This window comes from Bradyrhizobium sp. PMVTL-01 (assembly GCF_051861855.1).
Classification (GTDB): Bacteria; Pseudomonadota; Alphaproteobacteria; order Rhizobiales; family Xanthobacteraceae; genus Bradyrhizobium.
The window spans coordinates 2,133,975-2,159,339 of the sequence record NZ_CP193982.1 but is presented as its reverse complement, the minus strand read 5'-3'; the positions used below and the strand labels follow the sequence as shown (position 1 = coordinate 2,159,339).

General features: G+C 60.7%; 14 protein-coding genes and 11 pseudogenes. 14 read left to right on the top strand and 11 right to left on the bottom strand.

The annotated features are described in order from the left end of the window. Positions 1 to 9 precede the first annotated feature (9 nt). A pseudogene (locus ACRQ5Q_RS09810) lies at positions 10 to 258 on the top strand (transposase domain-containing protein); the annotation flags it as partial. Positions 259 to 788: 530 nt separating this feature from the next. Here the strand turns inward: ACRQ5Q_RS09810 and ACRQ5Q_RS09805 are convergent. Further along, entirely contained in the window at positions 789 to 1,070 is a 282-nt protein-coding gene (locus ACRQ5Q_RS09805) for a hypothetical protein (RefSeq protein ID WP_439397417.1), read from the bottom strand. Positions 1,071 to 1,750: 680 nt separating this feature from the next. Between ACRQ5Q_RS09805 and ACRQ5Q_RS09800 the strand changes: the two genes are divergently transcribed. Then, positions 1,751 to 1,963 (top strand): hypothetical protein, encoded by a 213-nt coding sequence (locus ACRQ5Q_RS09800; RefSeq protein WP_439397415.1) that lies wholly within the window; start codon positions 1,751 to 1,753, stop codon positions 1,961 to 1,963. 718 nt (positions 1,964 to 2,681) lie between these two features. On the opposite strand, the pseudogene ACRQ5Q_RS09795 reads toward ACRQ5Q_RS09800, so the two are convergent. Next, a pseudogene (locus tag ACRQ5Q_RS09795) lies at positions 2,682 to 2,874 on the bottom strand (ATP-binding protein); the annotation flags it as partial. Positions 2,875 to 3,419: 545 nt separating this feature from the next. Here ACRQ5Q_RS09795 and ACRQ5Q_RS09790 point away from each other — a divergent pair. The 3 pseudogenes from ACRQ5Q_RS09790 to istB (ACRQ5Q_RS09780) all read left to right on the top strand — a co-directional run bounded on the left by ACRQ5Q_RS09790 (position 3,420) and on the right by istB (ACRQ5Q_RS09780) (position 6,987). Then, a pseudogene (locus tag ACRQ5Q_RS09790) lies at positions 3,420 to 4,445 on the top strand (IS110 family transposase). Positions 4,446 to 4,725: 280 nt separating this feature from the next. Beyond that, a pseudogene (istA, locus tag ACRQ5Q_RS09785) lies at positions 4,726 to 6,185 on the top strand (IS21 family transposase). Beyond that, positions 6,182 to 6,987 (top strand): annotated as a pseudogene (istB, locus tag ACRQ5Q_RS09780) (IS21-like element helper ATPase IstB). Before istA (ACRQ5Q_RS09785) ends, istB (ACRQ5Q_RS09780) begins: the two co-directional pseudogenes overlap by 4 nt. A 123-nt stretch (positions 6,988 to 7,110) precedes the next feature. Here istB (ACRQ5Q_RS09780) and istA (ACRQ5Q_RS09775) read toward each other — a convergent pair. Beyond that, a pseudogene (gene istA, locus ACRQ5Q_RS09775) lies at positions 7,111 to 8,417 on the bottom strand (IS21 family transposase). A gap of 675 nt (positions 8,418 to 9,092) precedes the next feature. On the opposite strand from istA (ACRQ5Q_RS09775), the gene ACRQ5Q_RS09770 reads away from it, so the two are divergent. Then, on the top strand, positions 9,093 to 9,554 hold the full coding sequence (locus ACRQ5Q_RS09770) for an integrase catalytic domain-containing protein (protein WP_439397413.1): 462 nt from the start codon (positions 9,093 to 9,095) through the stop codon (positions 9,552 to 9,554). Positions 9,555 to 9,563: 9 nt separating this feature from the next. Beyond that, entirely contained in the window at positions 9,564 to 9,866 is a 303-nt protein-coding gene (locus ACRQ5Q_RS09765; RefSeq protein WP_439397412.1) for a hypothetical protein, read from the top strand. Positions 9,867 to 10,477: 611 nt separating this feature from the next. Here ACRQ5Q_RS09765 and istB (ACRQ5Q_RS09760) read toward each other — a convergent pair. From istB (ACRQ5Q_RS09760) to istA (ACRQ5Q_RS09750), 3 genes and pseudogenes are all read right to left on the bottom strand, one after another. Beyond that, positions 10,478 to 11,367: pseudogene (gene istB / locus ACRQ5Q_RS09760) on the bottom strand (IS21-like element helper ATPase IstB). Then, a complete protein-coding gene (locus ACRQ5Q_RS09755) occupies positions 11,364 to 11,606 on the bottom strand; it encodes a hypothetical protein (protein ID WP_439397411.1) in 243 nt (80 codons plus the stop codon). Before ACRQ5Q_RS09755 ends, istB (ACRQ5Q_RS09760) begins: the two are co-directional and overlap by 4 nt. Before the next feature lie 162 nt (positions 11,607 to 11,768). Further along, on the bottom strand, positions 11,769 to 12,581 hold the full coding sequence (istA, locus tag ACRQ5Q_RS09750) for an IS21 family transposase (protein WP_439397409.1): 813 nt from the start codon (positions 12,579 to 12,581) through the stop codon (positions 11,769 to 11,771). A 583-nt stretch (positions 12,582 to 13,164) separates the two neighbouring features. Between istA (ACRQ5Q_RS09750) and ACRQ5Q_RS09745 the strand changes: the two genes are divergently transcribed. Next, positions 13,165 to 13,641 carry an Lrp/AsnC family transcriptional regulator gene (locus ACRQ5Q_RS09745; protein WP_439397408.1) on the top strand — a complete coding sequence of 159 codons (477 nt, stop codon included), beginning with the start codon at positions 13,165 to 13,167 and terminating at the stop codon, positions 13,639 to 13,641. Positions 13,642 to 13,782: 141 nt separating this feature from the next. Here ACRQ5Q_RS09745 and ACRQ5Q_RS09740 read toward each other — a convergent pair whose 3' ends face one another. After that, entirely contained in the window at positions 13,783 to 14,301 is a 519-nt protein-coding gene (locus tag ACRQ5Q_RS09740; RefSeq protein ID WP_439397406.1) for a hypothetical protein, read from the bottom strand. 282 nt (positions 14,302 to 14,583) lie between these two features. On the opposite strand from ACRQ5Q_RS09740, the pseudogene ACRQ5Q_RS09735 reads away from it, so the two are divergent. Continuing rightward, a pseudogene (locus ACRQ5Q_RS09735) lies at positions 14,584 to 15,216 on the top strand (pyridoxal-phosphate dependent enzyme); the annotation flags it as partial. Between the two features lie 280 nt (positions 15,217 to 15,496). Next, positions 15,497 to 16,267 (top strand): AroM family protein, encoded by a 771-nt coding sequence (locus tag ACRQ5Q_RS09730; protein WP_439397404.1) that lies wholly within the window; start codon positions 15,497 to 15,499, stop codon positions 16,265 to 16,267. A gap of 94 nt (positions 16,268 to 16,361) precedes the next feature. Here the strand turns inward: ACRQ5Q_RS09730 and ACRQ5Q_RS09725 are convergent. Then, positions 16,362 to 16,830, bottom strand: a pseudogene (locus ACRQ5Q_RS09725) (transposase); the annotation flags it as partial. A 453-nt stretch (positions 16,831 to 17,283) separates the two neighbouring features. Between ACRQ5Q_RS09725 and ACRQ5Q_RS09720 the strand changes: the two are divergent. The 4 genes and pseudogenes from ACRQ5Q_RS09720 to istB (ACRQ5Q_RS09705) all read left to right on the top strand — a co-directional run bounded on the left by ACRQ5Q_RS09720 (position 17,284) and on the right by istB (ACRQ5Q_RS09705) (position 21,933). Next, positions 17,284 to 18,111, top strand: a complete 828-nt coding sequence (locus tag ACRQ5Q_RS09720) for a Crp/Fnr family transcriptional regulator (RefSeq protein WP_439397402.1) — start codon at positions 17,284 to 17,286, stop codon at positions 18,109 to 18,111. A gap of 756 nt (positions 18,112 to 18,867) precedes the next feature. Further along, positions 18,868 to 19,161: pseudogene (locus ACRQ5Q_RS09715) on the top strand (IS5/IS1182 family transposase); the annotation flags it as partial. Between the two features lie 245 nt (positions 19,162 to 19,406). Next, positions 19,407 to 21,188, top strand: coding sequence for an IS21 family transposase (gene istA / locus ACRQ5Q_RS09710; protein WP_439375470.1), 1,782 nt, complete (start codon positions 19,407 to 19,409; stop codon positions 21,186 to 21,188). Further along, entirely contained in the window at positions 21,166 to 21,933 is a 768-nt protein-coding gene (gene istB, locus ACRQ5Q_RS09705) for an IS21-like element IS1631 family helper ATPase IstB (RefSeq protein ID WP_271608671.1), read from the top strand. Before istA (ACRQ5Q_RS09710) ends, istB (ACRQ5Q_RS09705) begins: the two co-directional genes overlap by 23 nt. Positions 21,934 to 22,137: 204 nt before the next feature. On the opposite strand, the gene ACRQ5Q_RS09700 is transcribed toward istB (ACRQ5Q_RS09705), so the two are convergent. The 3 genes and pseudogenes from ACRQ5Q_RS09700 to ACRQ5Q_RS09690 all read right to left on the bottom strand — a co-directional run bounded on the left by ACRQ5Q_RS09700 (position 22,138) and on the right by ACRQ5Q_RS09690 (position 25,237). Next, positions 22,138 to 23,086 (bottom strand): IS630 family transposase gene (locus ACRQ5Q_RS09700; RefSeq protein ID WP_439368321.1). Its coding sequence is split into 2 segments (ribosomal slippage): positions 22,138 to 22,749 and positions 22,751 to 23,086, totalling 948 coding nucleotides; the frame shifts between segments, so codons are not numbered across the junction. Further along, positions 23,055 to 23,878 (bottom strand): annotated as a pseudogene (locus ACRQ5Q_RS09695) (IS5 family transposase). Before ACRQ5Q_RS09695 ends, ACRQ5Q_RS09700 begins: the two are co-directional and overlap by 32 nt. A gap of 324 nt (positions 23,879 to 24,202) precedes the next feature. Next, positions 24,203 to 25,237: an IS110 family transposase gene (locus ACRQ5Q_RS09690; protein WP_271610751.1), complete on the bottom strand. Its 1,035-nt coding sequence runs from the start codon at positions 25,235 to 25,237 to the stop codon at positions 24,203 to 24,205. Positions 25,238 to 25,365 lie beyond the last annotated feature (128 nt).

Here is a 25,365-nt window from a genome sequence, read left to right as displayed (position 1 = left end):
CTCAACACCGCGTTGAGAGGCATCGCCTTGGGGCGGCGCAACTGGACCTTCGCTGGCAGCCAGCGCGGTGCCGATCGGGCCGCCATCATGCTGACGATGATCACGACCTGTCGCCTCAACGACGTCGATCCCAAGGCCTGGCTCGCCGACGTCCTCGCCCGGATCGCCGATCTTCCTACGTCGCGGCTGCACGAACTGCTGCCCTGGGAATGGAAGCTCCTGCGCCAAGCCAATCCCACCGATCAGCAAGCCGCCTGACCTTCACCCCGCCGATCATAGAACTAACTGTACCCGCGCGCATGCGTCAATCAGGCGGTCCTCGTCGTATGCGTACGGTGCTTAGATGTGTCCAGCCGCGTGCTGCGGCGGTCACATGCCGCCGGCGCGTACAATGTAGGAATAGGCCAATTCAACCTGGCGTGCTCGAAGCACGTATCCCTGATCTGCTGTGGCTCAGATCAGTTTTGCGCCTTCCGTCGGTCCGGCACCGGCGCACGCTCATCAGTTCAGCTCAGCTCAATCAGACAAACGGCTATTTGATCTGCAAGGGGCCAATGATGAATTGCCATCACCCGACGGCACGTGCGCCAGGCCTTTTAGTCCCTATGGTGAAATAAGAATTGACGTTTCTTTGTGGCGCAGCTCGCCTATTGGGCACGGAAGTCGGCCGCTCCAAGCTTGAGCCGCTGGGATAAAGCAGCTTAGCTATCCTATCACCTTAAACGACGATCCTCCCGGCACCGCAATCGTCGTTGGCACTTTAACTCTGTCGCCATCACCAGGTCTCCTCAAAGTGGCGGCAGCTCGAGTTTGGGAACAGTACCAACTTCAATTCCGGCAGCTTGAGCATAGTCCAACAACATTGACTTGTGCCGAACCGCGGCTTCGCCACGGGAAGTGGCCTCCGCCATGACAGAAAGGATGCCGCACGCTTCATCTATTTCATCTTGCGAGGGCGAGTAGATCTCATTGATAACGGGAATATGGCTAGGATGCACCACCGACGCAAACGTCGCGCCCATGCGCTTCGATCTTTCGCCAATTCGTCGCACCAGCTCGAGGTCATCCAATCGTCCCGTCATAGAGCCTTCAACTTGCATAATCCCGCGGCGCGAGCCTGCAGCGCGGAATAAGCTCCGAAGTAAATCCCTTCTTCGGTTGGGTCGTCCAAACCCAGAGAGCGAGCCCCGTCTCCGCCCGCGGTTGGGCCACCGGAACAGCCTGTACATGCCCACTGCAGATTCCGCATGCGGACAAATCTCGATTCGGCCAACCGGCAACCCCCGCGACCTCTCCAGTTCCCCAAGCACAAGGTCCAGAGCAGCAATATCTTCCGCATCTTCAGTCTTCGCCAACGCTACCCCGTCGAGCGGCCCTTCGGTCGCTCCGTGAGGCTCAATGGGTGGCGAAAACGAGCTTTTTAGTGCCGGATTTGGTTCGCTCGGGTCTGCGGATTGTGGTTCACACGGGAGAGGTCCAAGGTTCGATCCCTTGTGCATTTGCTCTTGAATTTCAGAAGTTTAGCGGCTCCCCTTCCTCACGGCGCTGTGCCCCAAAAAAGCTAGGGCACAACAGGGGCAACACAATTCTGACCTCCTCAGAATGCCCGAGCGCTTCATTCCGCATCCTCAGAGCTACGCCAGGACGCGGCCTGGGCCGGGGGCCGTGAGCGGAAAGACGGCGGATCAACGGCCATCAACGCTGCCGATCGCCCTGCCTTGAATGCTAAGGGCCTGGTCAAGAGGTCTGTATGATCACGAGATTTCACATCCTGGCTGCATTGCTCACTTTCGCTGCGGTCACCGGCGGCATTTTGTACGGCTTTATGAGCACCTGTTTCGTGTCGGGGCTCGCGCTCACCACATTTATCGCCGGAAGCTGCGCCAAGCGCGTCTTTGTGTACCGCGCCCATCGCGAGATGATTCGTCTTGTTATGCGGACAATGGGCAGCCGAGCCCGCTGACAAACTTCTGCTTTGCCACGCTCGTCGTCTTCATCGTCGGACTTTCGCTTTCGATGTTGGGGAACCTACGCTCATGACACACGCAGGCCCTGTCTTCCGGATCGCTCGAATAGCGCGCCTAAGGGAGGTGCTGCAGGGAAGCATATTTGGAGTCCCACGCGACCCGAACACCAGCCAAAACCCCACGAGGCTGGAGGCCATTGATGTTGAGGTGCTGGGGCTGGTCCCCTCAGTAGAAGGCTCGAACACAAAATGCCGGCGTAGTTGATGTGCTTGGCGAGACTCGGACTCGCCAAACCGAACGAATCTAGGCCAATGTCAGGAACCGTATGCCTATTGCGCAAACTGGAAGGCGTTTCGATTGGTCTAGGAGTTCTAGCGGAGCTGACGGCAGCGTACCGGTCAGCTGATGGCGCCGCTTCTCGCCGGCGGTCCGATCGCCCGGCTGGAGAAGTCTAAGCCAAGCGATCAACCCTAAGAACGTCCCGAGCGCTCTTTTTCTCGAAGGTTGTCAAAGCCGGATAGAATTATCGCGATAGGATGGATCGCGTACCTGGCTATGACCGATCGCCGCATCGATTTGCCCGGCTTCAAGAGCGCTATCTGGCTCTGTTCAGGGTGATCGGCAGCCGGGATCACTGCCTGACTTCGTCAAACGTGTCAAACGCCATCCGGAACTGCCCCCTTTGCGTCATGAAGAACTGCCCCCACATCGGGTTCATGATGTCGGTGGAAGGTTGGCTCTGCCGCTGACGGGACGGAGGGAGGCGGAGCCGAGGGCCGTCAGCAGCGGGCGGCTTGATGAGGCCGCTCTTTCGCTTGGCGCGGAGCCGGTAGCTGTCGCCGCGGATGGTCAGCACGAGGCTGTGGTGCAAGAGCCTGTCGAGGATGGCAGTGGCGACGACCGGATCGTGTGCGAGTTTCAGCCCCATCTCGATGCGGCGATGATCCTTACGCGCGATCTCGCGCTCGCACAGCAGGATCAGCGTCTCACGCGCCGACAGGTTCGCGCGCGCCGCCTCGTCAAGCAGGTTGTCGAGCTGGTCGCGGATGCCGGAGAGTTGCAATCGCGCCAGCATGGCCTCGAGCCGATCGATTGGTGCTTCGGTAGCCTTCTTTGTGCGCGCCATCAGAAGCTCCTGCCGCGCGGCAATCAGGGTGACAGTGGAGCGTCAATCAGGATGAGAGAGCTTCGCCGGGCTCGTGACGCAGGGAGGGCGTAGCCCGACCGGAGTTACGAGCCCGGCGTCGGCGCGATCCACAGGGGACCGCGCCGACTGGTGATCGCGGCCGGCTGGTTGTGCAAGTGGTTCTTCCGCCAAGAGGAATCACTCGCTTGCCAGGCCGACACATTACCGATCACCAGATGAGATGGGATGGTTGCCGCCCTCCCTCGATGGCATCGATATGTGCCAAAAACGTGTTGTTTGATCACAGCGAAGAGGACGGCAAATTGATGGATACGGTGATTGGGGTAGATCTGGCGAAGAATGTCTTCCAGCTCCACGGCGCATCAACAACTGGGCATCTCAAGTTTCGAAAGAAGCTGTCTCGGCCACAGTTCAGGAAGTTCATGGCGGAGCACCCAATGGCAATGGTGGTGATGGAAGCTTGCGGCAGCGCTCACTATTGGGCACGAGAGATGGTTAAGCTCGGCCATGAAGTTAGACTGATCGCGCCGCAATACGTGAAGCCTTTCGTGAAGCGCCAAAAAAACGACGCGGCTGATGCCGAAGCAATAGTGATCGCTGCACAGCGCCCAGAGATGCGCTTCGTCGAGCCGAAATCGGAAGAGCAGCAGGCCAGAGCAATGTTATTTCGGACTCGGCAGCGGCTTGTTCGTCAGCGTACTGATTTAGTCAACGCATTACGTGCTGCTGTTTACGAATTTGGTCATACCGTCCCACAAGGCATCGAACAACTTAAACGCATTGCCGCAATCCTCAAGGAGCCGAACGTCGATCTGCCGGAACTAGTTCGGGAGGAATGCTGGAGTCTCATTGATCAAATTACCCAGAAGACGGAGCGGATTAATGCCAAGACAGAGCAACTCAAGAAGTTGGCGGCGCGGACGGGAGCGGCGCGCCGGCTGCAAACAATGCCAGGGGTCGGTCCGCTGACCGCGCTGGCGATCGAGGCTTTCGCGCCCGATATGACAACTTTCAAATGTGGTCGAGACTTCGCAGCTTGGCTCGGCTTAGTCCCGCGGCAACATTCCTCCGGAGGAAAGGAAAGGCTTGGGCGCGTTTCGAGAGAGGGACAAGCGGACATTCGCTAATTACTCATCGTTGGAGCTATGTCGCGATTGAACTGGCTGGGGCGCAAGTCGATCCCCAAAGGCTCATGGCTTGCGCAGATTCTCGTCAGGAAGCCACGCATGCTGGTGGCGATCGCCCTGGCGAACAAGATGGCTCGGGCGATTTGGGCCATGCTCATCCGGAAGGAGGACTATCGACATCCGACGCAGGTCGTGACGGCATGATTTCATGCAGCACTGAATAGCCTGGGTTGGTGAGGGGGTGTGAGAAGTCGACGACCCGAATGGGCGTAATGATCGAACAGATCTGGATCAGGAAAACCAGCTAGAGCCAAAGAGCCATTGTGCTCGGAGATGAGAATTGGACCTGACCCGCGGATCACCATACCGGCCAGCGGCTTCTGCAAGCGCCGCAATGAAAGGCCTGACAGAAGACCGCACTCGATCACACACCAAAGGGACAGAAACTTCTTGCATTACAGGCGGCAACCACAGAAGGCTCTACATGAAGTACCGTCAGACCGATACCCCGCCAGTGGCCGCCGCCAAGGCGTCGTTCAGTACCTCGACCGCGTATCGCTTCGAGAAGGATCGAAGGCTCCCATCGCAGAAGAAGGGAGCCCGCGGCCGGCGCCGACCGGACCCGTTGGCCGGTGTTTTTGAGACCGAGGTCGTACCGATGTTGAAGGCGGCCCCCGGCGTGCGGGCTGTCGCGATCTTCGAGGAGATGTTGCGCCGCCACCCTGAGCTCGGGGCTGGAATCCGCCGCACGCTGGAGCGCCGGATCCGCGCCTGGCGGGCAATCCAGGGCGAGGAGCAGGAAGTCATCTTCCGTCAGACCCACGAAGTGGGTCAGGTCGGCCTGTCCGACTTCACCGACATGGGCGAGCTCGGGGTCACCATTGCGGGCGTGCCGCTCGATCATCGCCTCTATCACTTCCGGCTGGCCTATTCCGGCTTTGAGCACGCCCATGTCGTGCTCGGTGGCGAGAGCTTCGTCGCCTTGGCCGAAGGGCTGCAGAATGCTCTGTGGTCGCTCGGCGGCGCGCCGCGGGAGCATCGGACCGACAGTCTGTCGGCCGCCTTCTGCAATCTGGACCGGAATGCTCAGGACGATCTGACCCGGCGGTACGAGGACCTCTGCGCCCATTACGGCATGCGGCCTTCCCGCAACAATCGCGGCATCGCCCATGAGAATGGGGCGATCGAGAGCTCGCATGGCCATCTCAAGCGGACGATCGCCGATGCGCTGCTGTTGCGCGGCACTGCCGACTTCGATGATCTCGCCGCCTACCGCGGCTTCATCGACGAGATCGTCAGCCGCCGCAATGCCCGCAACGCCAAGCGCATCGACAACGAGCGCGCTACCCTGCAGGCATTGCCAGATCGCCGCACCTCGGACTACGAGGAGGTGATTGTCCGCGTGACGTCAAGCGGCGGCTAGTGTTCTACACCGTGCCGTCACGCCTGATCGGCCACCAGCTGCGGGTGCGCCTTTACGATGATCGTCTCGACGTGTTCGTCGGCGGCACCCATCTCGTCACCCTGCAGCGTGGGCGGCCGCATCCCAACGGCAAGCACGACCAGGTCGTCGATTATCGGCACGTGATCCATTCCTTGCGGCGCAAGCCGATGGCGCTGCTCAATCTCGTCTACCGTGATCGGCTGTTCCCGCGCGATGCCTATCGGAAGACCTTCGATCGTTTGCGCGAACGGCTGCCGGACAAGAAAGCCTGCCGGCTCATGGTCGATCTGCTTGCGCTGGCGCACGAGCGCGGCTGCGAGGCCGAACTCGCCGGTCAGCTCGCCGCTGACCTGGACGCCGGCCAATTGCCCGATCTCGGACAGCTGCGCACGCACTTCGCGCCCGATCCTGCCCGTGTGCCGCAGGTCGTGGTGCATCTCGCGCCACTGGCCGCCTATGAGTGCCTTATCGGCACCGCCGAGATCGGAGGTGCCGCATGAACACGGCCAACACCGTCGACACCGCGCGCCTCAATCTGTTGCTCAACGAGCTGCGGCTGCCCGCCATCAAGGTGCTGTGGCCGCAATTTGCTGAGCAGTCCGACAAGGAAGGCTGGCCGGCGGCCCGCTTCCTCGCCACCATTGCCGAGCACGAGATCGCTGAACGCGGCCGCCGTCGCATCGAGCGCCACCTCGTTGATGCACGGCTGCCAGCCGGAAAGACTTTCGACAACTTCGACTTCGAGGCCGTGCCGATGGTCTCCAAGGCGCAGGTCACCGCGCTCGCCGCCGGCGACGGCTGGCTGGGCAAGGGCGCCAATTTGCTGCTGTTTGGCCCGCCCGGTGGCGGAAAGAGCCATCTCGCAAGTGCTCTCGGCCTCGCTCTGATCGAGAACGGATGGCGCGTTCTCTTCACCAGAACCACCGATCTCGTGCAAAAGCTCCAGGTGGCGCGGCGCGAGCTCAACCTCGAGGCCGCCATCAACCGCCTTGATCGCTTCGATCTCCTGATCCTCGATGACCTGGCCTACGTCACCAAGGACCAGGCCGAGACCAGCGTGCTGTTCGAACTCATCAGCGCACGCTACGAGCGACGCTCAATGCTGATCACAGCCAATCAGCCATTCGGCGAATGGAACAGGGTCTTCCCGGACCCCGCTATGACCCTCGCCGCCATCGATCGGCGCACGCTACCATCGTCGAGATGAACGTCGAAAGCTATCGCAGGCGGACCGCGCTCGAACGAAAACGCGGACCTGGACGCCCGCCGTCACATGCGACACCCAAAACCGTCTCTGATTGACGCTCCGCGACAATCGGAGTTCAAAAAACTCTTGCGCGCGACAATCAACGCGGCAATCATCACCTCGCCGCGACACCGACTCGCCATCCTGATTGTCGTGCGCTTCCCACCCAGATTGTCGCGCTATAAGCTCCCTCCGATCGCTGCTTCGTATTCGGCAAGAGGACGCAACAACGAGGGCAGTGGAGACGACCCCGGCACTGTCGGTTCGTTTGCCGGTCGGCAGACCGCGCCATCGCGGCCGGCAACCCCGTCGAGGTGGGCGGAATCGACGATCCGCAGCCGGCGACCCTCCGATTGCTTGTGGACCGCAACCTCGCGCATGCTATGGCGGATGCGCACCTCGCCAGCCGCAACCGTCACCGCCACGCGCTCGCCGATCAGCCGCCACGGCACCGAGTAGCTGTTCGTGTCGATCTCGACGGCGCAATCGTTGCCGACGACACGGGCCAGTTCGCGCAACGATCCGAACGACGGCTGCCCGCCGAGCGGCTTCAACCGGTGTGCCTCGTCACGCGCAAAGCGAGCGATCGGCGCCTCGCCGGTCGTGCCGTGGATACGCACGTTCGCCACCTCACGCTCCCACTCGGCGAGATGCGCCTCGAATGCGTCCGAGCTCGCGAAGGAATGCCCCGCGATCGCGTTCTTCTTCACGTAGCCGACGCCATTCTCCGTCTTGCCCTTCGTGCGCGCCCGATACGGTGCGCAGGCGCGAGGACGGAAGCCCCAATGCTTCGCGAACGCGATGAGCTTGTCTTTAAACTGAACCGACCGGCTCACCGCGTCGTGGCGCACCACGAGCGCGCGTGGATTGTCCATCAGCACTTCCTCCGGCACGCCGCCGAAGGTCTTAAATGCGCTCTCGAGCCCGGCGAACCAGTGCTCTTGCTTCTCGGCCCGGAACGCACGGACATGCAGCCGCCGCGAATGCCCAAGCGTCGCCACGAACACGAATGCTTTGATCTTCACCCCGCCGATCTCGACCAGACGCTCCCCGAAGTCGATCTGCAGCTGTCGGCCCGGGGGCGTCTCGAACCGCGTCGTCGCCAACGGCTCCGCCTTCAGTGCGTGGCGACAGGGCTGCACGGCGCGTTGCAACGTTCGCCGGCTGACTGCCACGCCTTGCTCGGCCAACAGGTCCTGGCGCACCACATCCGCATTGCCGCGATGCCGAATGACCTCTCGCGCAGCCAACCCTCGAGGCCATCGAGCCGCTTCGGGCCCTCAGGCGACTTGAACGGCTTCACCCCGCCCGCCGCCACGTAGTCCTTCACCGTGTGATGGCTGCACCCCAGCTGCCGCGCAATCCGCTTCAGACCCCACCCGCACGCCCTCAGGCGCAACATCTCCGCCACGTCATCCGGCGTCTTCATCACCTGCCCCCGTGGATCAATCCACGACGAACCTTCCGTGGTTCGTTCCCCGTTCATTCCCTCTCTCCTCGGCTATCCAAGGAGGGGGCAATTCCTCGTGACGCAGAGGGGCGCATTGCCTCGCTAAAATGTTACCGGACAACTTCCCTGTCGTGTCTGGGGCGGAGCTGCCGAATCAGTTCGGTGGCGGCTATGGCAGGGAAGATCAGCATGCGCGCAAAGCGCGAGATCACATCAGCGCTGGCCGAGCGTTATCGGGCAAGCGGGCGGCTCGAGAAGGGACGGATCCTAGACGAGCTGTGCGCCGTTGCGGGATGGCAGCGCAAGCACGCGATCCGAGCGCCGTCAGCGGACGGGGCATCGGGGTCGGCCGTGCCGCGGCGGCGGGCCCGGACTTACGGAGCTTCCATTCGTATGGCACTGATTGTGCTATGGGACTCGTCTGACCGGCTCTGCAGTAAGCGGCTCGTCGCGATGATCCCGTTCTTGCTTCCGGCTCTTGAACGGCACGGCAGATTGAAGCTTTCTGCTGATGAGCGGTCTAAGGTTTTGAGGTGAGCGCGGCGGATCGATTGCCTGCTGAGCGACCTAAGGATCGCAGCAGCCGGAGGACGCCGACGGCGGGCGGGCTTTTCCAGTGCCGTACGGCGGCAAGTCCCGGTGCGTACATTCAATGACCGGGGATCACCTCCGCCGGGGTACTGCGAAGCGGATCTGGTTGCGCACGGCGGCATGTCCGTATCCGGGGCCTTCATTCAGACGCTAACAATGGTGGATGTCGCAACGGGGTGGACCGAATGCTTTCCGCTCGTCGTGCGTGAAGCAGCGCTTGTGGTCGAGGCCCTCGAGCGCGCCCAGAACCTATTTCCCTGGCCCGTTTGCGGGCTCGATTTTGACAACGACAGCGCCTTCATGAACGACACGGTCGTCTCGTGGTGCCGTTCTCACGATGTCGAAGTCACTCGTTCCAGGGCCTACAAGAATGATCAAGCGTTCGTTGAACAGAAGAACGGAGCTATCGTTCGACGTCTGGTGGGCTACGGGCGCTTTGAAGGCATTGATGCCGCTCGCTCATTAGCTCGCCTGCTTGCCGCGGCACGGCTGCACATCAATTTCTTCCAGCCCTCGTTTAAGCTGAAGGAGCGCGAAGGCGCCAAGGTGATCAAGCGTTATCTTCCTCCCGCTACACCGTAGGAAAGAGCATTGGTCCACCCGCATCTCAACGAGGCATTCAAACGTCGGCTGCGTGAGATTTACCGCACGCTTGATCCGGTGGCATTGCTGGCACAGATGAGGGACGCTCAAAATGAGCTGGGCAAGCGTGTTGATCAGCGGGCCGGAAAGCCAGCCATGACCGTCGCGCCGGTGCAAAGCGACTTGACCGCCTTTGCCCGAGAGCTCGGCGACGGTTGGAAGCAGGGTGAGCAGCGCGGCATTCATCGGCGCCGCTATGTGCGGCGCAAACCGCACGTCGGCCATCGATGCTCGACCCATACATTCACATGATCGAGGAATGGCTCGCCGCGGCTCCGCACTTGTCCGCCGTCGATCTCCTCTCCCGGCTGGCAGCGCATGCGCCGGGTCAGTTCAGTGACCATCAGCGGCGTACGGTGCAGCGGTTGGTGAAGAATTGGCGATCAAAGGTCGCTCGACAGCTCATCAGCAGCACCGAAACCATACTACCGTTCCGAGCTTCCCTCGCTGTCTAAATCCCACGTGTTGCTTCGCCGAATCACCGCAAGCCGCTCGCTCGCTACGGCGCTCTGGAGGGCGCGCTTCGCGAGCGGCTTGCTCGGACCCGCGGGGTCCAATTCGCGCGACAGCTGGGGGCGCTTCGGTAACATTGTCATCTGAGGCAATATGAGGGGGCAGTTTTCCATGGCGCGCGACACAAACCGCCCGTGGTCGCGCAGGCGATGACGGCACTTGCGCTCGCACCATCGCAAAAAGGCCGTTGAGGTACCCCTGCTAAACCGGAATACTGCGGTAATCCCGCTGTGAAACATCTCATCGTGGCCCTGAGGCGGCCCGCACACCGTCACACACGATGTAAATGCCGATCTAAATTTCCCCAGAAGCGCCGAAGTAAAATTCCCCAGTCTGGCGGGGTCTTGGGATCAGCCGTGTGCGGGATCGACATCTCCGTTTTTCGGCGGCCGTCCCCTCCGACGCAGGGTCGGGGGTATGGGCGCTGGTTGGATGTTGGCTTTGTCCGGAGTTCGGGCACAAGGTCGGCATGTTTGCGCAGCCGATAGCTTGAACCTTCGATCTGGAAGACGACGGCGTGGTGTAGAAGGCGATCCAGAAGCGCGGCGGCGACGACGGAATCGGCGAAGATTTCGCCCCATTCCGCAAAACCGCGGTTGGATGTGAGGATCATCGCGCCCTTCTCGTAGCGGGCGTTGACGAGCTGGAAGAACAGGTTGCCGCCGCCAGGGATCACCGGCAGGTAGCCGATCTCGTCGACGATCAGCAGAGAGAAGCGACAGAAGTATCTGATCTTCTGGCGCAACGCCCCTTCGCGCTCGGCCCTGGCGAGCGCGGCGACGATATCGGCAAGCGATCCGAAGTAGACGCTGCGGCCGGCTTTCACTGCCTCGACCCCGAGCGCCAGGCTCAGATGCGTCTTGCCCGTGCCCGGCGGTCCAATCAGATGCGCAGCCTCCGCGCGATCGATGAACTGCAATTCGGCGAGCGCCGTGATGCGGTTCTTGTCGAGCGAAGGTTGGAACGAGAAGTCGAAGCTAGCCAGCGTCTTGATTGCCGAGAGGCGCGCCATTTGTAACGCGATCCTGATGCGGCGGTTCTCGCGCAGAGTGAGCTCCTCGGCGAGCAGGATGTCGAGCGTTTCGACGGCAGTTGTCTCGCCGCGTTCGATTCCGCGCAGTGTGACGTCGAGGATTTCGAGCGCGCGCGGCATCTTCAGTCCGACAAGATTGCGTTTGACCCGATCGATGACGGCCGGCGTGGCGCCAGTCGGTTTGAGGGCTGCGACGGGCGCGCTCATATCGAACCTCCCTGGGCAAGGCGTCGCCCCACGGCTTCATAGAAGTCGAGAGAGCGGTGGACGATGCGATCGCCGGCCCGCGTGATCGGGGGCGGACTGGCTTCGCCCGGTCGTCGTCGCGCTAGGGCAAGCATTTTCCGATGGGTAGGATCAAGCCGTTTTTCGCCGCGCCCTTCGAGCGGTGCATGGCTGGCGACGAGTGTGCCGTCTTCGAAGATGCGGATCGCATCGGCGAGCACCTGGATATCCAGAACGCGTCGCCGCGTGTGTCCGGCACGCTGTACAGATTGCCGCCCACGCAGACCATGCCTTCGTGCGAAACGCGGCGTTCGATCCGGAGGACCGCGTGATAGGGTGCAAGCGGCAATGGCTTGAGGGCGTCCCTTTCCTCGGCGAAGGCTTCATTGACGACGCGCCGGGTCGTCGCATGCACACGCGGATTGGCAACAGTGTCGAGCCAATGCCGCAGCTGACCGTTCAGATCTTCGAGGTTGCGGAAGGAGTCGGCGAGGAAGAAGTCCTTGCGGATATAGCGAAACGGCAACCTTGCCTTTCGTCTTCGCCCGATAGGGCCGGCAGGCGCGTGGCTGGAAGCCGTAATGGCGGGCGAGATCGAGGAGAGCGCGATTGTAAATCACGAGTCCGTCCAGATCCTCGCCTAGGACGGCGGTCTTCATCCGGTCGTACAGGGTCTTGCGCGGCACTCCGCCTATCGCCTGCAGCGCGGCGATGTGGCAGCGCAGCAAATCCTGGTGTAGGACAAAGCGCGCCCAGATCAGTCGGGAGTGGCCGAGCACCATCGAGAACAGCCAGACGATGCGCTTGAACCCGGGCTCGTCGGCAAATTCGACCACGAACTGCGCAAAGTCGACCTGCGCCTGCTCGCCGGGCGGCGTCTCAAAGCGAACCTCAAAACCGGTCCGCGGCGGTCGAAGTTCACGCAGCAGATCGGTCATCGCCGTGTATCCACCCTGATATCCGCACTCCTTGAGTTCTCGCCATAGGCGGCGGCCCGTCAGGGCTGGGAATGCGGCGAGCCGTTCATGCAAATACGATACGAACGGCTCAATCCGACGCACGCGCGGTGGCCTCGGCGTGTAAGCCGGCGCCGTCAGGCCCTTGGCGATGTGCGTGCGCACCGTCTTGCGGTCGTTTCCAAGTTGGCGGGCGACGGCCGACACCGAGACGCCCTGCCGATACAATTCCAGGATCATGACAAGTTCCCCGAGTTTGATCACCGCGCCCTCCCTCCCGCCAGCGGGAGAAGCATCGGTGAGTCGGTTCGCTGCCCGGCCTTCCAGGGCATGCCCTGGAAGGCCGGGCAGGGGAATTTTCAAACGGCACTTTTGGGGAGCTTACGTCCGGCACTCACACACACGACAACGACGTGCGGCGCTCCGGCTACCTTCAACTCTCCGCAACCCGGGGCACCACGGGTGCGTGACCGGCAGCGAACGAGGATACACCAAGCATATAGATGCCTGCGGGAATGGGCGATCACTCCGCCTCGGCGGGCGGCTCGAGCGAATAGTGGCCGGCGATCTCGCAGAGGTCACCGAATGAGGAAGCAATTACCTTCGCACCACGGTCGTGCCCATCCTGGCCGAACCTCGCGCGCCCTCCTCGCGCTGCACAACCCTGCGCCCCCCTGATTGAACGGTTAATTAGAAAACCCGCGCGAATGGACCTCAGGTCATCTAGTTGAAAATAGCGCCTAACCTAGGTTACCCTTGCGAGGATTTCCTGCGCCGTGAACCCATTTCGCGGTGAAATTCACCTCAAGGTTGGGGGCGGTTTATGCATTACGATCGGATAGATGCCCGCATCCTCGAGATCGTCCAAAAAAACAACCGTGTGACTTCGGAGGAAGTCGGCGAAGTGGCTGGGCTTTCTGCCACCGCATGTCAGCGCCGACTGAAGAGGCTCCGTTCTGAAGGTATTATCGAGGCCGATATCTCGATCGTCTCGCCGAAGGCGGTTGGCAGACCTATTCAAATGCTGGTGCTTGTGAGTCTGGAGCGGGAGCGTGCAGATATCATCGACAAATTCAAGAAGGCGGTTAAGTCGTCATGTGAAGTCGTCAACGGCTTCTACGTCACAGGCGATGCGGACTTTGTCCTGTACGTTACTGCCCGCACCATGGAGGATTATGAGGACTTCACCCGGAAGTTTTTCTACGTGAACCCTGACATAAAGGGCTTCAAGACGATGGTCGTATTGGATCGCATTAAAGCGGGCTTTGCCATTCCAATCGAAGTCCCCCAAGAGGATTGATCGAGGCTCCGGCTCGCATAGCCGTGTATCAATGCCTTTCTACCTCTGTTCGCAATCGCGAACGACGCGCAAGACCATGATCCGGGCTGGTCGGGTCTCCCATGGACGAAGCGCAACGAGCGAAAAAGCTGCTGGCTTACCTTAACGCTGGTCCGAGTCTGTCTCCGGGGTCAGTGGCGCGCCCCTGACCGAGACTGGCCCTTCCGGTTTGGAGGGCTGCATCGTTCTCTTTGCCGGCCTCAAAATGGGACGGGGTGCAGGCGGAGGGGCAGCCGGGGGCACAGACGCAGCGAGCGGCAGGTTCTGCAAAGCCACAATCTTCGTGGTTAGTGCCTCGATCTGATCCGCCATCCGTTTCAGATCGGCTTGCTGCGTGCCGATGTTGCGATTGAGCTCTGCAATTTCATCAATTGCCTGTCGTTGCCCAGATCGAATCTCCGAGAGAGCTTCCCTGTCTTCAGGTGCTAACAGCGGCACGGGAGCAGGTTCACGCGTTGGCTGCGTCGCCAAAACGGCTTCGATGTTAGTCCAAAAATAGGCTGGTAAGGCGCACAGAGTGATCGAGACGACCGCGAGCACGAGAATCCAACGAAAACGTCTCGCAGGTTTGTGCAAGACGGGCGGCAGCTCCGAGCCATTCGTTTGATCAATCACATCCATTATCGGCCAGTCTTGCCCATTCGCATTAGCTTTTCTCGTTGACCTGATAACCGGCGAGGGTCAAGAGCCCCGATGAGGTGAGGGCGCCGACAGCGTGGTTTTACGCAAGTTTTGGCGATCAGATTCACTCCAGTGCATAGCGCGGCCAGGTGCAGCGGTGGCCGGTTAGTCCTTCAGGAGCTTTGCAGCCAGGCTAGAGAGCCCCGCGCGCCCGCAATGTGACGTCTATACTCGAGGACACGGTTTGATACTGATCCATTTACTCGCGGGAGAGAGACCAAGATGTTGATTCTCAACACGCATCCCGATCACCGCGCTATTCTGGAAGTCGGTGATGCGGACACACTGAGTGTGGATACCGCTCGCGAAGTCGAGCGCTTTCTCAGACATCGCGAAGGCCACAAGGAAACGCCGCTAGTGTCCTTGCCAGGCCTTGCTCGTGAGATCGGCGCGGGCTCGATCTACCTCAAGGATGAGAGTCATCGGCTAGGTCTTGGCAGTTTCAAGGCTTTGGGCGGCTCTTATGCCGTGATCCGGCTGGTGCTGGAGGAAGCAACGCAACGCTTGGGCCGCAACGTTGATGTGTCAGAGCTGCAATCGCCTGAAGTGAAAGCCATAGCTCAACAAATGACCGTATCGTGCGCCACGGACGGCAATCACGGTAGATCAGTGGCGCAAGGCGCTCAGCTCGTTGGCGCAAAGTGCGCCATCTTTGTTCATTCAGGCGTCAGCGACGAGTGCATCAACGCGATCGCCCGCTTTGGTGCGCGGATGATCCGGGTCAATGGCAACTACGACGAGTCGGTTACCGAAGCATCGCGCGTTGCGACGGAAAACGACTGGATCACGGTGTCTGATACGTCCTGGCCCGGCTACGAGCGCATTCCCGGGCTGGTGATGCAGGGATATACCGCGAAAAGGATGTAATTGACACGCAGCGCCTCTTTTGAAAACCGATCCAATGTCGGGATTTTACTTCTAAGGTACGGTGACCTGCCTCTGTTGTCCGCAGCCGGCCAGCGGCATACGGTCTTCGACTACGGCGAGGCAAGAGCAAGAAACTGTTGAAGCGGCCGTACTGGCCGAACTTCATCCTCTTGCTTGAAAAGTCGCCTAAATCCTGCTTGGAGAGCGCCATACACTTACTCTTCGCCCAAGTTGAAAGCGGGCACTCGCTAGTTCGATGAGGTCAAGCATGATTGATATTCCTATCCCCCGAGGCAACCATTGGCCTCGACTACCGTTCAACGGGGCTCCTTTAGGTGTTCTGATGATGGAGCGCATGGGAAGCGAAAATCGCCCGTTCATACCCGGCGACACCGGTAATGCCAGCACGTGGAGTGTCCCCTCGCGGTACAAGGTGGTGCCTGGTTTGAGCGTCTCGCGGATTTTTGCGCCGGATGCCGACGAAATGCTCTCGGCCGTGGTTGAAGCGGCAAAAGAGCTTGTGCGCGAAGGCGCGCAACTAATCACTTGTCAATGCGGGTACTCGATCCAGTATCAAGCGGTAGTCCGCGACGCGGTGGATGTACCCGTGTTTCTGTCGAGCCTTCTGCTCGCGCCTTTCCTCGAAAGGATGCTTCCCCGGGGCAAGGCACTCGGCATCATGGTCGCAAGCAAGTCTGTCCTGACGCCGGACATGTTGGAAGCTGCAGGTCTGCCCGCCAGCCTGGGGCGCAGGGTGGCTATCGTCGGACTGGAGGACACTCCAGCGTTTGCCGAGAGCTGGATTAGGAGCGTAGGCAGGCTGGATGTTAAAGCCGTCGAGAAGGATGTGGTGGATACCGCCGTAGCTCTCGTAAACGATCGGCCGGATATTGGAATGCTGCTGCTGGAGTGCGGCGACTTGCCCCCTTACGCCGCCTCAGTCCAAAGGGCCACTGGCCTTCCAGTTTTCGACTATACGTCGATGGTCGAGTTCTTCGTCGGCGCGCTGGTACGTAAGCCGTTTACAGGACTGATATAGGCCGGCCCGGAAAGCTGCCGAGGCTGAAGGCCTCGGCCGCTGGCCCGACGCGGGTAACGCGCTCCGGTTCTTCTTCCGCGGATCCGGTGACACGCAAGACAAACGCAGTCTTGCCACACTCAAACATCAGCCAGTCCAGCTCCCGCGCCACGCAGCTGCCCGAAAGCGAAGTATCGGCCACCAACGCTAGGCACTCGCGGGGCAGTCGTCGACAGGGGTAGGACGGGAGCGACGCCCGTTTGTGAGCTGGTCCAGACGAAATCGACCGACCAGCGATCGTTCGGAGTCATCGGCACCATCATCGGTGACCTCTCCCAATCTCGCAAGTGCGATGGCTTCCGCTTTTCCGCCCACCTCACCACTTCTTTCCCATAGGTTCTTCAGCACTGAGTCCAGACGGAGTCGGCCAACAGCCGCTTTAGTGGTGTGTTCTCGTCCTCCAGCCTCTTCAGCCGCTTGGCCTCCGATAGCTCCATCCCGCCGAACTTGGCCTTCCATTGGTAGATTCTCGCGTCACCGACGCGGTACCTGCGGCACAGCTCGGGGGGAGCGCCGCGGTGAATCCCGTCGTGGCCAGGCTTTGCCTTGGCGCGGGCGAATGGGCTGAGTTCCCGCTGCGTTTCGGCAAGTAGCACTCTCCTCGGCGCGCCAACCGATGCCATGGTCAAGGCTATCGGCTCAAGCGAGCTGCCACCAGCCTTTCGGCGCGACTTCGTGGACCATTGGGGACGCTGCGGGTGCGGCCACTGGGCCGAGCCGTACTCACAAGCAAGCGGATACAGGATTTTGGCTTGAGCCATTAAAAGCTCACAGCCAGCTTGCGAGCCATCGGATACATTGTAAGGGGGAAGGTATTCGCAGTTTGCGGCTGCCGAAAACCGCCGAAAGGGGTCGTCATAGCGCGGGATTTGGGCGTCGATGGATCGACTTTCGCACGAATCAGGACTGACGTGTTGTTATGATTCGAGTTTAATAGTTTGTGAAGGCGGAGGTTACCATCAGGAGATGGCCGCAATATGACCACTGACGTATCCGGCGTCCTCGGCATGTTTGACAGCTCCGCAGACTCGGCTTTCGTGCCGGCTGGCGGCGCGCTGGCTGCGAACCATCGGTTGAGTGCCGTGCGCGCGAATACGCGGTTCTTTGTCAAGAACGCAATCCTGGCGGCGCTTTCGTTGCAAGACCTCGCGGCAATAGGGGAGTTTTTGGAGCCGATCGTACTGAGAGAGCGTACGGTTCTACATGAGCCGAAACGGCAACTTGATCACGTGTATTTCGTCGAATCGGGTCTCGTCTCGTTGAGGATTGTTGCGGCGGGATGCATCTTTGAGACCGCTACAATTGGTCGTCGGGGGGCGGTGGGAGCTTCCGTGTTATTGGGCGGGCACGTTTCGAGCTATCAAGCGGTTGTGCTGTTTCCGGGAAGCGCGCACAGAATCCGCGTCGAGGACTTGCATCGCTTGATGAACAAGCGTCCTGAAATCCGAGAACACGTACTTAGGTACGTTCAAGCACTGAGCCTGCATTGCGCTCAGACAGGGCTGTGCGGCGTTCGGCACGATCGTGAAAAGCGGCTCGCGTCTTGGCTCTGTTTGGCGAGCGATGCTGTGGATGCTCATGTGCTTCCAGTTACCCATGAGTATCTCTCTTCCGTCTTAGGGCTGCGACGCCCTGGAGTAACTGAGACGCTAAACCACTTTGAGGAACAGCATTTAATTCGTAAAACGCGCGGCGTGCTATTCATTGGAGAGCGCCGCTGCCTGGAACATAAGGCTTGCAGTTGCTACAAACTCATTTCCGGCGCCTATGCTGCAACCGAGTATGCGGTTTCACGCGTCGACTGACTGAGCGTTCGAGAGGTACTTCTCCGCGAGAGGCCCACTGGAAGGAGATGGTGACGTGGAGGTGTCACCAAGTGCACCGGCAGGCGATGGAGGACGTGGTGGCTAAGGCCCGGTGACTAGTTTCTTGGCATTGGCACTCGAGCCTCGCCTACCGCTTGTTGTGTGCAGGTGTGATTGCGCCAGTTGAGCAAATCGCTTCGGGCCAGCTCTAACATAGTGCTGCTGCGGCGGCCACACGACTGACACTGCGGATGGTGCTGCATGCCGGCATATCCGACGGCCTGCTACAGACAATAGAACTCAGCTTCTGACTTAGTTGTCCGTGAAGAGCGGCTAAGCGATTGAGCTGGAATCGCTGTCGTTGTCGACTGCTTTGCGATTGCAGGGTTTTGATGCTTGGCGCATCAGAACCCTGCATTTCGTTTTCAGATTCCATCGAATCGCCAGTCATGATTCCGTCATCGCATCGGAGGTGACGATGCGACCGAAGAAGCCCAAAGCGACGGGGTTCGGGTGATCTGTTCCGGGCCAGGCTGGAAGAGATCATCAAGATGAAGCACGAGTTGGTTCAGCTCGCCGGCAAAGGTCGATTGGGACTGGATCGACGGCGAGACGCGCCGCTCTACAGCGATAACGGTCGGCCGGGCAACGAGCGCTCAGACCTGAGCCACTAGCGCAAGCGGCTCGGCGACAAGCTGGAGCTGTTGCTGGCCGAGAGCTTGCGGGTGGCGCACGAGGACGTCATCGACCACACCGAACTGCGCGATCGAGCGCGCCTATGTCGACAAGGGATACCGCCGCCACGACGCACAAATCCTCGCCGAATCTTCATCTCTGGCCAGAAGCGCGGCGTCTTCGGTGCGAGCTGCGCCGCGGCGCCGCCATCGAACTCGTCATCGGATGCTGGAAGGCCGGTGTCACCTCGGCCGCTGCTACCTCAAAGGCTGCGCCGGCGATGCGGCTAACGTCATCCTCTCCGCCGTTGGGCACAACTTCCGCCGCATCCTCGCCTGGCTGAGGGCTCTTTGGTGCCTGACCCTGACCACCCTCATCGCTGCCGCCAGCGACCGCTTAAATCGTCTTAACGGACGACGACTTACTGTTTTCATCTTAAAAATCAGGCCATCGGATCGACGGACTTCGACAATCCCAAGCTGTTGGCGAGAGCGGCATGAGCCTTCACTCAAGCCCCGTGGGTCGGTCAAAATCCCCCTGGTATGGTCACTTGAAACTCCCCCACCTGATGTTCACCGTCGGCGCCGCTGAACAGCGGTAGCCGGTCAGGCAGGACGTTTATTTTCGGTCCCTTTAGCCAGCAAGGGGCCGGGGAGTTGAACGTCTTGAAGCCACACCTGCAAAGCACGGTATTTACGCTACTCGATCGCAACGCCAGCCAGCGCGAGATCCACAGGCTGACGGGGATCGATCGCAAGACGATCCGGCGTTACCGGGCGCTGCGGGCCGGTGCGGAGGCAAATTCCCCCGGGGAAGCGACCACCGGCCCGGTGAGCGTGGACGGCCAAATTCCTCCACCCCGACCACCGGCTTCTGGGGCATCAGGAGCGACGGTCACCAGCAGCCTGGCCCGTTCGGCTTGCGAACCGCATCGGACGTGGATCGAAGAACAGGTCCGCCTGAAGCGGAATGCGCAGGCGATTTACCAGGACCTTGTCGATCATTTTGGCTTTCCATCCAGCTACCAGAGCGTCAAGCGGTTTGTGCGCACGTTGCGACACAGCGATCCCGAGCAGTTTGATCGACTTGAGTTCCTGCCCGGCGAGGAGGCCCAGGTCGACTATGGCGAGGGCGCTCTGACGATTGATCCCAGGAGCGGCCGGTACCGCCGTCCCCGCCTGTTCGTGATGACGCTGCGCTACTCGCGGCGCAGCTTCCGGCGGGTGGTCTGGAAGTCCAGCCAACACGTCTGGGCGCAGCTCCACGAAGAGGCGTTCCGGTATTTTGGCGGGGTCCCCAGCTATGTCGTGCTCGACAATCTGAAGGAAGGCGTCCTCAAGCCGGATTTGTACGAGCCCGAGCTCAACCCGATTTACAGCGCGATGCTGGCTCATTACGCCGTGGTCGCCGATCCCGCGCGTGTGGCCGATCCCAATCGGAAAGGATGCGTCGAGAGTGCGATTCAACATACCCAGGGCACCGCGCTGGCCGGACGGCGCTTCGAGACACTGGAAGCCCAGAACGAGTTCTTGAGGCACTGGGAGGAGAATTGGGCCTCCAAGCGCATCCACGGCAGCACGCGTCGTCAGGTCGAGGCGATGTTCCAGGAGGAGAAGCCACACCTGCGGCCGTTGCCAGTGGCTGCCTTCCGCATCTTCACCGAGGTCGTTCGGACCGTCTGCGACGATACCACCGTGCGTGTTGATAGCAGCTATTACGCCGCGCGGCCTGCGCCCATCGGCAGTCAGGTCGTGGTGCGGATCTACGCCTCCACGATCGAGATCCGTGATCGCCACACCCATGCGCTGCTGCGTGTTCATCCCCGGATGACGCACTCCGGTTCTGTCGTCCTGCCGACCAGCGAACGGCCGTTCAATCCGTCGCGGCAAACCGCCGTGCTGCTGGCGAGCGCCGAGCGCATCGGGCCGCAGACCAGGGCGCTGTGCCAGCAAGTGTTCGACACCGAGGGGCGCCCCGGACAGCGCGCGATGTGGGGCATTGTCGGGCTGGGCCGGAAGTATCCGGCACGGCTGGTCGAGCAAGCCTGCGCGCACGCCGTCGAGAACCGCATCTACCGCTACAAGCACGTGCGTGCGACCGTCGAGCGGTTGTTCGAACAGGCGATCGCGCAGGTTGGAGCGACGCCACAGCCGGCATCGTCGCTCACCCAGGATCATCCGCTGATCCGCGCTCCAGCCGAATACGGCGATCTCTTCAGCCGTGCCGTGCGGCACGATGCCGGCGACAATGGCCGGCAGGCCGAGGCTCACGGCGACCGCACCCCTGCAACCCGCGCTCGTGGCGCCTGCGCAACCCCGGCCAGCTCCGGCGCCACGAGCGCTCCCGCGGCTTCTCACCTCACACTGGAGACCAAACCACATGATGACCATGCCGGAAATTGAGCGTTGCCTGCGACAGCTGCGCCTGTCGGGCGTTCGCGACACGCTGCAGACGCGCGTGCTGCAGGCGCAGGGCGCCAACCAGCCATTCCTCGAGACCTTCTCCCTGATCCTGCAGGACGAACTGGACCGTCGTCAGTCCCGCCTTATCGAGCGACGATACCAGCAATCCGGGCTCGACGAAAAACTGACGCTCGCCGAGTTCGACTGGACCTTCAATCCCAGATTGCCGCGCCAGACTTGCTTCCAGCTCCACACCCTGGCGTTCATTGCCGCCGGCGAAAACGCGCTGCTTGTCGGCAAACCTGGCACCGGGAAGTCCTACATCGCCAAGGCGATTGCCTATCAGGCGATCCTGCAAAGCCACAAGGTCCAGTATCTTGAGACCGACGACTTCTTCCACCGCTACGCCATGAACTCCCCGGCACAACGCGAGGTCCGGCTGCGAACCATCATCGACTGCGATCTCCTCGTGCTGGACGATCTGTTCCTCGCACGCGCCATCCCTGACGACGCCGGCGCATTGCTGCAGACCCTGATCCATCAGCGCTACAAACTGCGCCGCAGCGTCATCGTTACCTCCAATCGCGTCGTGCAGGACTGGGGGACATACCTGGGGGACAACACCATGAGCACGACGATCCTCGATCGCCTGATGCATCATTGCCATCTGCTTGAGTTCGACGGACGCAGCTATCGGCTCAAAGAGGCCGCTGAAACTCTTGCCCGGGAAACAAAGGCAAACTAACAATCACCATGTCCTGCCTCGCGGGTGGAGGAATTTGACTGACCATACCCGGAGGAATTTGAAGTGACCCGCGGGGACTCAAGCTTATTTTGGCTGGCAATTCGATCCCAATGCGGCCGGACTTAGGGCTCGGACTCAATTGATCCAATAGGCAACGATGGCGGCGAGATGGACGGCAGCCAAGAAGTTCCTGGCTAGAGCGTTTCACATTTTGATTGAAGCATAACCGGCGCTGGCGAAGTAGTTGGCGCATTCGCGAGGCTGGATGTCTTGGACGAGGTGACCGATATGGCGCCAAGTCTCCTCGATTGAGCGCTTCTGAGCTTGCCGCATCCAGTGTTTGATCTTGGAGAAGGCCTGTTCGATTGGGTTGAGGTCGGGCGAGTATGGCGGCAGGTACCAGAGTCTGGCGCCAGCAGCCTTGATCATTTGCCTGACGGCTTTCGACTTATGGCTTCCGAGATTGTCGAGAATGACGATGTCGCCTTCACGCAGGGTTGGCAGGAGAATGTGCTTTACGTAACCACGGAAGCATTCACCGTTGATCGGGCCATCGAAGACGCAGGGTGCCGTGAGTTGGTCATGGCGGAGCGCGCCGAGGAATGTGAGGGTACGCCAGTGACCGTGCGGAGCGAAGCCGCGCAGGCGCGCCCCTTTGGGTCCCCAGCCTCGCAAAGGGGCCATGTTGGTCTTGATCCAGGTCTCATCGATGAAGACGAGCCGGCCCGGATCGAGCCCGGCCTGCCAGGCTCGCCAACGCAAGCGCCTACGAGAGACGTCGGCGCGAGCCTGTTCGAGGGCGAACAGTGTTTTTTTTGAACCGCAGCCCTTCCCGGCGCAGGAACAGCCAGACCGCATTGTGTGAGACCTTGACCCCACGGGCTGCCAGTTCCGCCTTCAGACCATGCAGCGTCAGGTGCGGCGTCTGAGTGATCCGCTCGACGATGAAGGCGCGGTGCGGATCAAGCACAGGCTTGCGGTGACCACCCATCTTGCCAGGCGCTACCGAGCCGGTCGTTCGATAACGCTGTGACCACTTCACAACTGACGAGACAGCAACGCCAAACCGTTCCGCCACAGATCGGCAGCTCTCACCTTTGGCAACAGCGGATACCGCACGCTTACGCAAATCGTTGGAAATTGGTCGGACCATCGGATGCTGGCCTCCAGCCCAGCCAGCATCTTGAATCATATTCGTCCCAGACCCGGAATCCCTTCCGATTCAATAAATCCGTGAACCGCTCTAGTTTGTCGTAGCGAGTTGCGACACGCCTGAAATCCTTGAGGCGGCAGAAACAGCGCTCGATAACGTTGCGCCCCTTGTAGGCGCGTTTGCTGAAGCTGTGGAGAGTGACCCTGTTGGATTTGTTTGGAATGACGGGCTTGGCACCACGATCGACGATTTCGGCTCGAAAGCCGTCGCCGTCGTACCCTTTGTCGCCAATGAGGGCAGACATGGGTGGCGCGAGTTCCAAAAGGGCTGGCGCTGCGGCAATATCAGCGTCCTGGCCTGGAGTGAGATGAAATGCGCAAGGTCGGCAGTCAGGGTCGCTCAGCGCGTGGATTTTCGTGGTCCGCCCGCCGCGCGATCGGCCGATCGCTTGTTCATGCTCCCCCCTTTTCCGCCGCTCGCCGAGCGATGCGCTTTGATCGTGGTGGAGTCGATGGACAAAGTCACGCCGTCTTTGCCGCAGCGGGCGAGCGCTTCAAAGATCGCCCGCCAATGTCCGCGCTTGGCCCAGCGATTGAAACGATTGTAGATCGTCGTGTACGGACCATAGTCGGGCGGGCAATCGCGCCAGCGTGCGCCGCACTGAAGCATGTGAATGATACCGCTGATGACGCGTCGATCGTCATCGCGCACCGGTCCGGTCTGGTTCGTTGGCAGATGCGGCTCTATCAGAGCCCATTGCTTGTCGTTGAGCCAGAACAGTCCTTTGCGCATCGAAGTCCCCCGCGTGGAATCAACCCGCTGCGAGGGAATCACAGTTCGCTAATTAGGTACAGACCCTTCTGTAATGGGCCCGATGATGTCAAGCCTCCCGAGTGAACGCCACGCCGCCGAGCTCATGCTTCTGTTCGTGGTCGACGCCTGGCCGCCACATCATGCTGTCAGAGGGAGCGGTGAGCCTATCTAGATACGCGTGGTTCGTCGGACGACGGCCACTGGGCGTGTAACGGCTTCACCGCATCCACCGTCCCGGCGACGGGACTTCGGGCACCGGGCTTCAGTTCATCCCGGTTGCGTTCTCGATCTCCTCCACGTCTTCTATGCTGCGATTGAGCCCGCTTCGGCCCATCGGTAAGTCGTGCCATCGACCCAGATCCGATGCAGGATCACTGCGAGCTTGCGTGCCAAGGCGACCTTTGCGCGCTTCGAGCCCCTCCGCTTGGCGACGTCCATCCCCCAGCGTTTGAGTTTTGAGAACCGCGTGATGCGCGATAACAGAACGTTGGCGGCTTCATACAAGGCCGTCCGCACCGTCTCATCGCCGGCCAGCGTGATTCCGCCCGTGACGTCCTTTTCTCCCGATTGATATTTCTTTGGCGTGAGCCCGAACAGCGCGCCTGCTGCCTTTGACTTTACAATGCGATGAGGATCATCAAGCGCCGATTTGTAGGTGATGGCCACCAGGGGGCCAACGCCTGGTACTGTCATAAGCCGGCGGCAGACTGCATCATCACGCACAATTGCCAGCACAGCCTTGTGTAGTCTTCCGTATTCTGCCTTCAGGGCCGATCGTGCCGAAAGCATCGCACCAGCAATGCGCTCCAATGTCGCCTGGCCTGCAACCAACTCTCGAATCCGCGCTTCAAAATTCCTTCGCGTCACCGGGCCAACCTTCAGACCGAAGCCGCGCAAAATCCCTCGGATACTTAATTCTACATCGATCAGCCGCCCGAGAAGCTGTTTGCGTGCGATCAGGAGTGCCCGGATCTCTTGCGCATCAACCGACTTTGCGTGTACCTGCCGAAACCATCCCATCCGGATCAACTGGGCGATCCCGCGGGCATCCTTGCGATCCGTCTTGACCGTCATTGCAGATAATGCGGCCTTCACGTGCCGCGTTTCCAGCAGAACTGTTTCAAATCCTGCACCTTTCAGGCCTGCATGCAGCCATTGCGACAGCGGCCCAGCCTCCAGCCCGATCCGCTTCACTGCAAAGCCGAGCGTCTCAAAAAAGTCGACTAAGGCGTCGGGTTCGCTTGCAACCTTCGCTTCCTTCAGGATCTTACCCTGGGCGTCCACAACACACACGCTCGACAGTTCCAATGACACGTCGATTCCGGCATAATTCTCCACGGCTGTCCTCCGTCTCCAGATGCTTGGGGCCGACTCAAGTCGTGACCCCGTTTCATCATCTATCGGGGGACAGCCACTATCATGACCCCTTGCTCCGGAGCCGGGCCCATTACCGCATCTAGTACGCT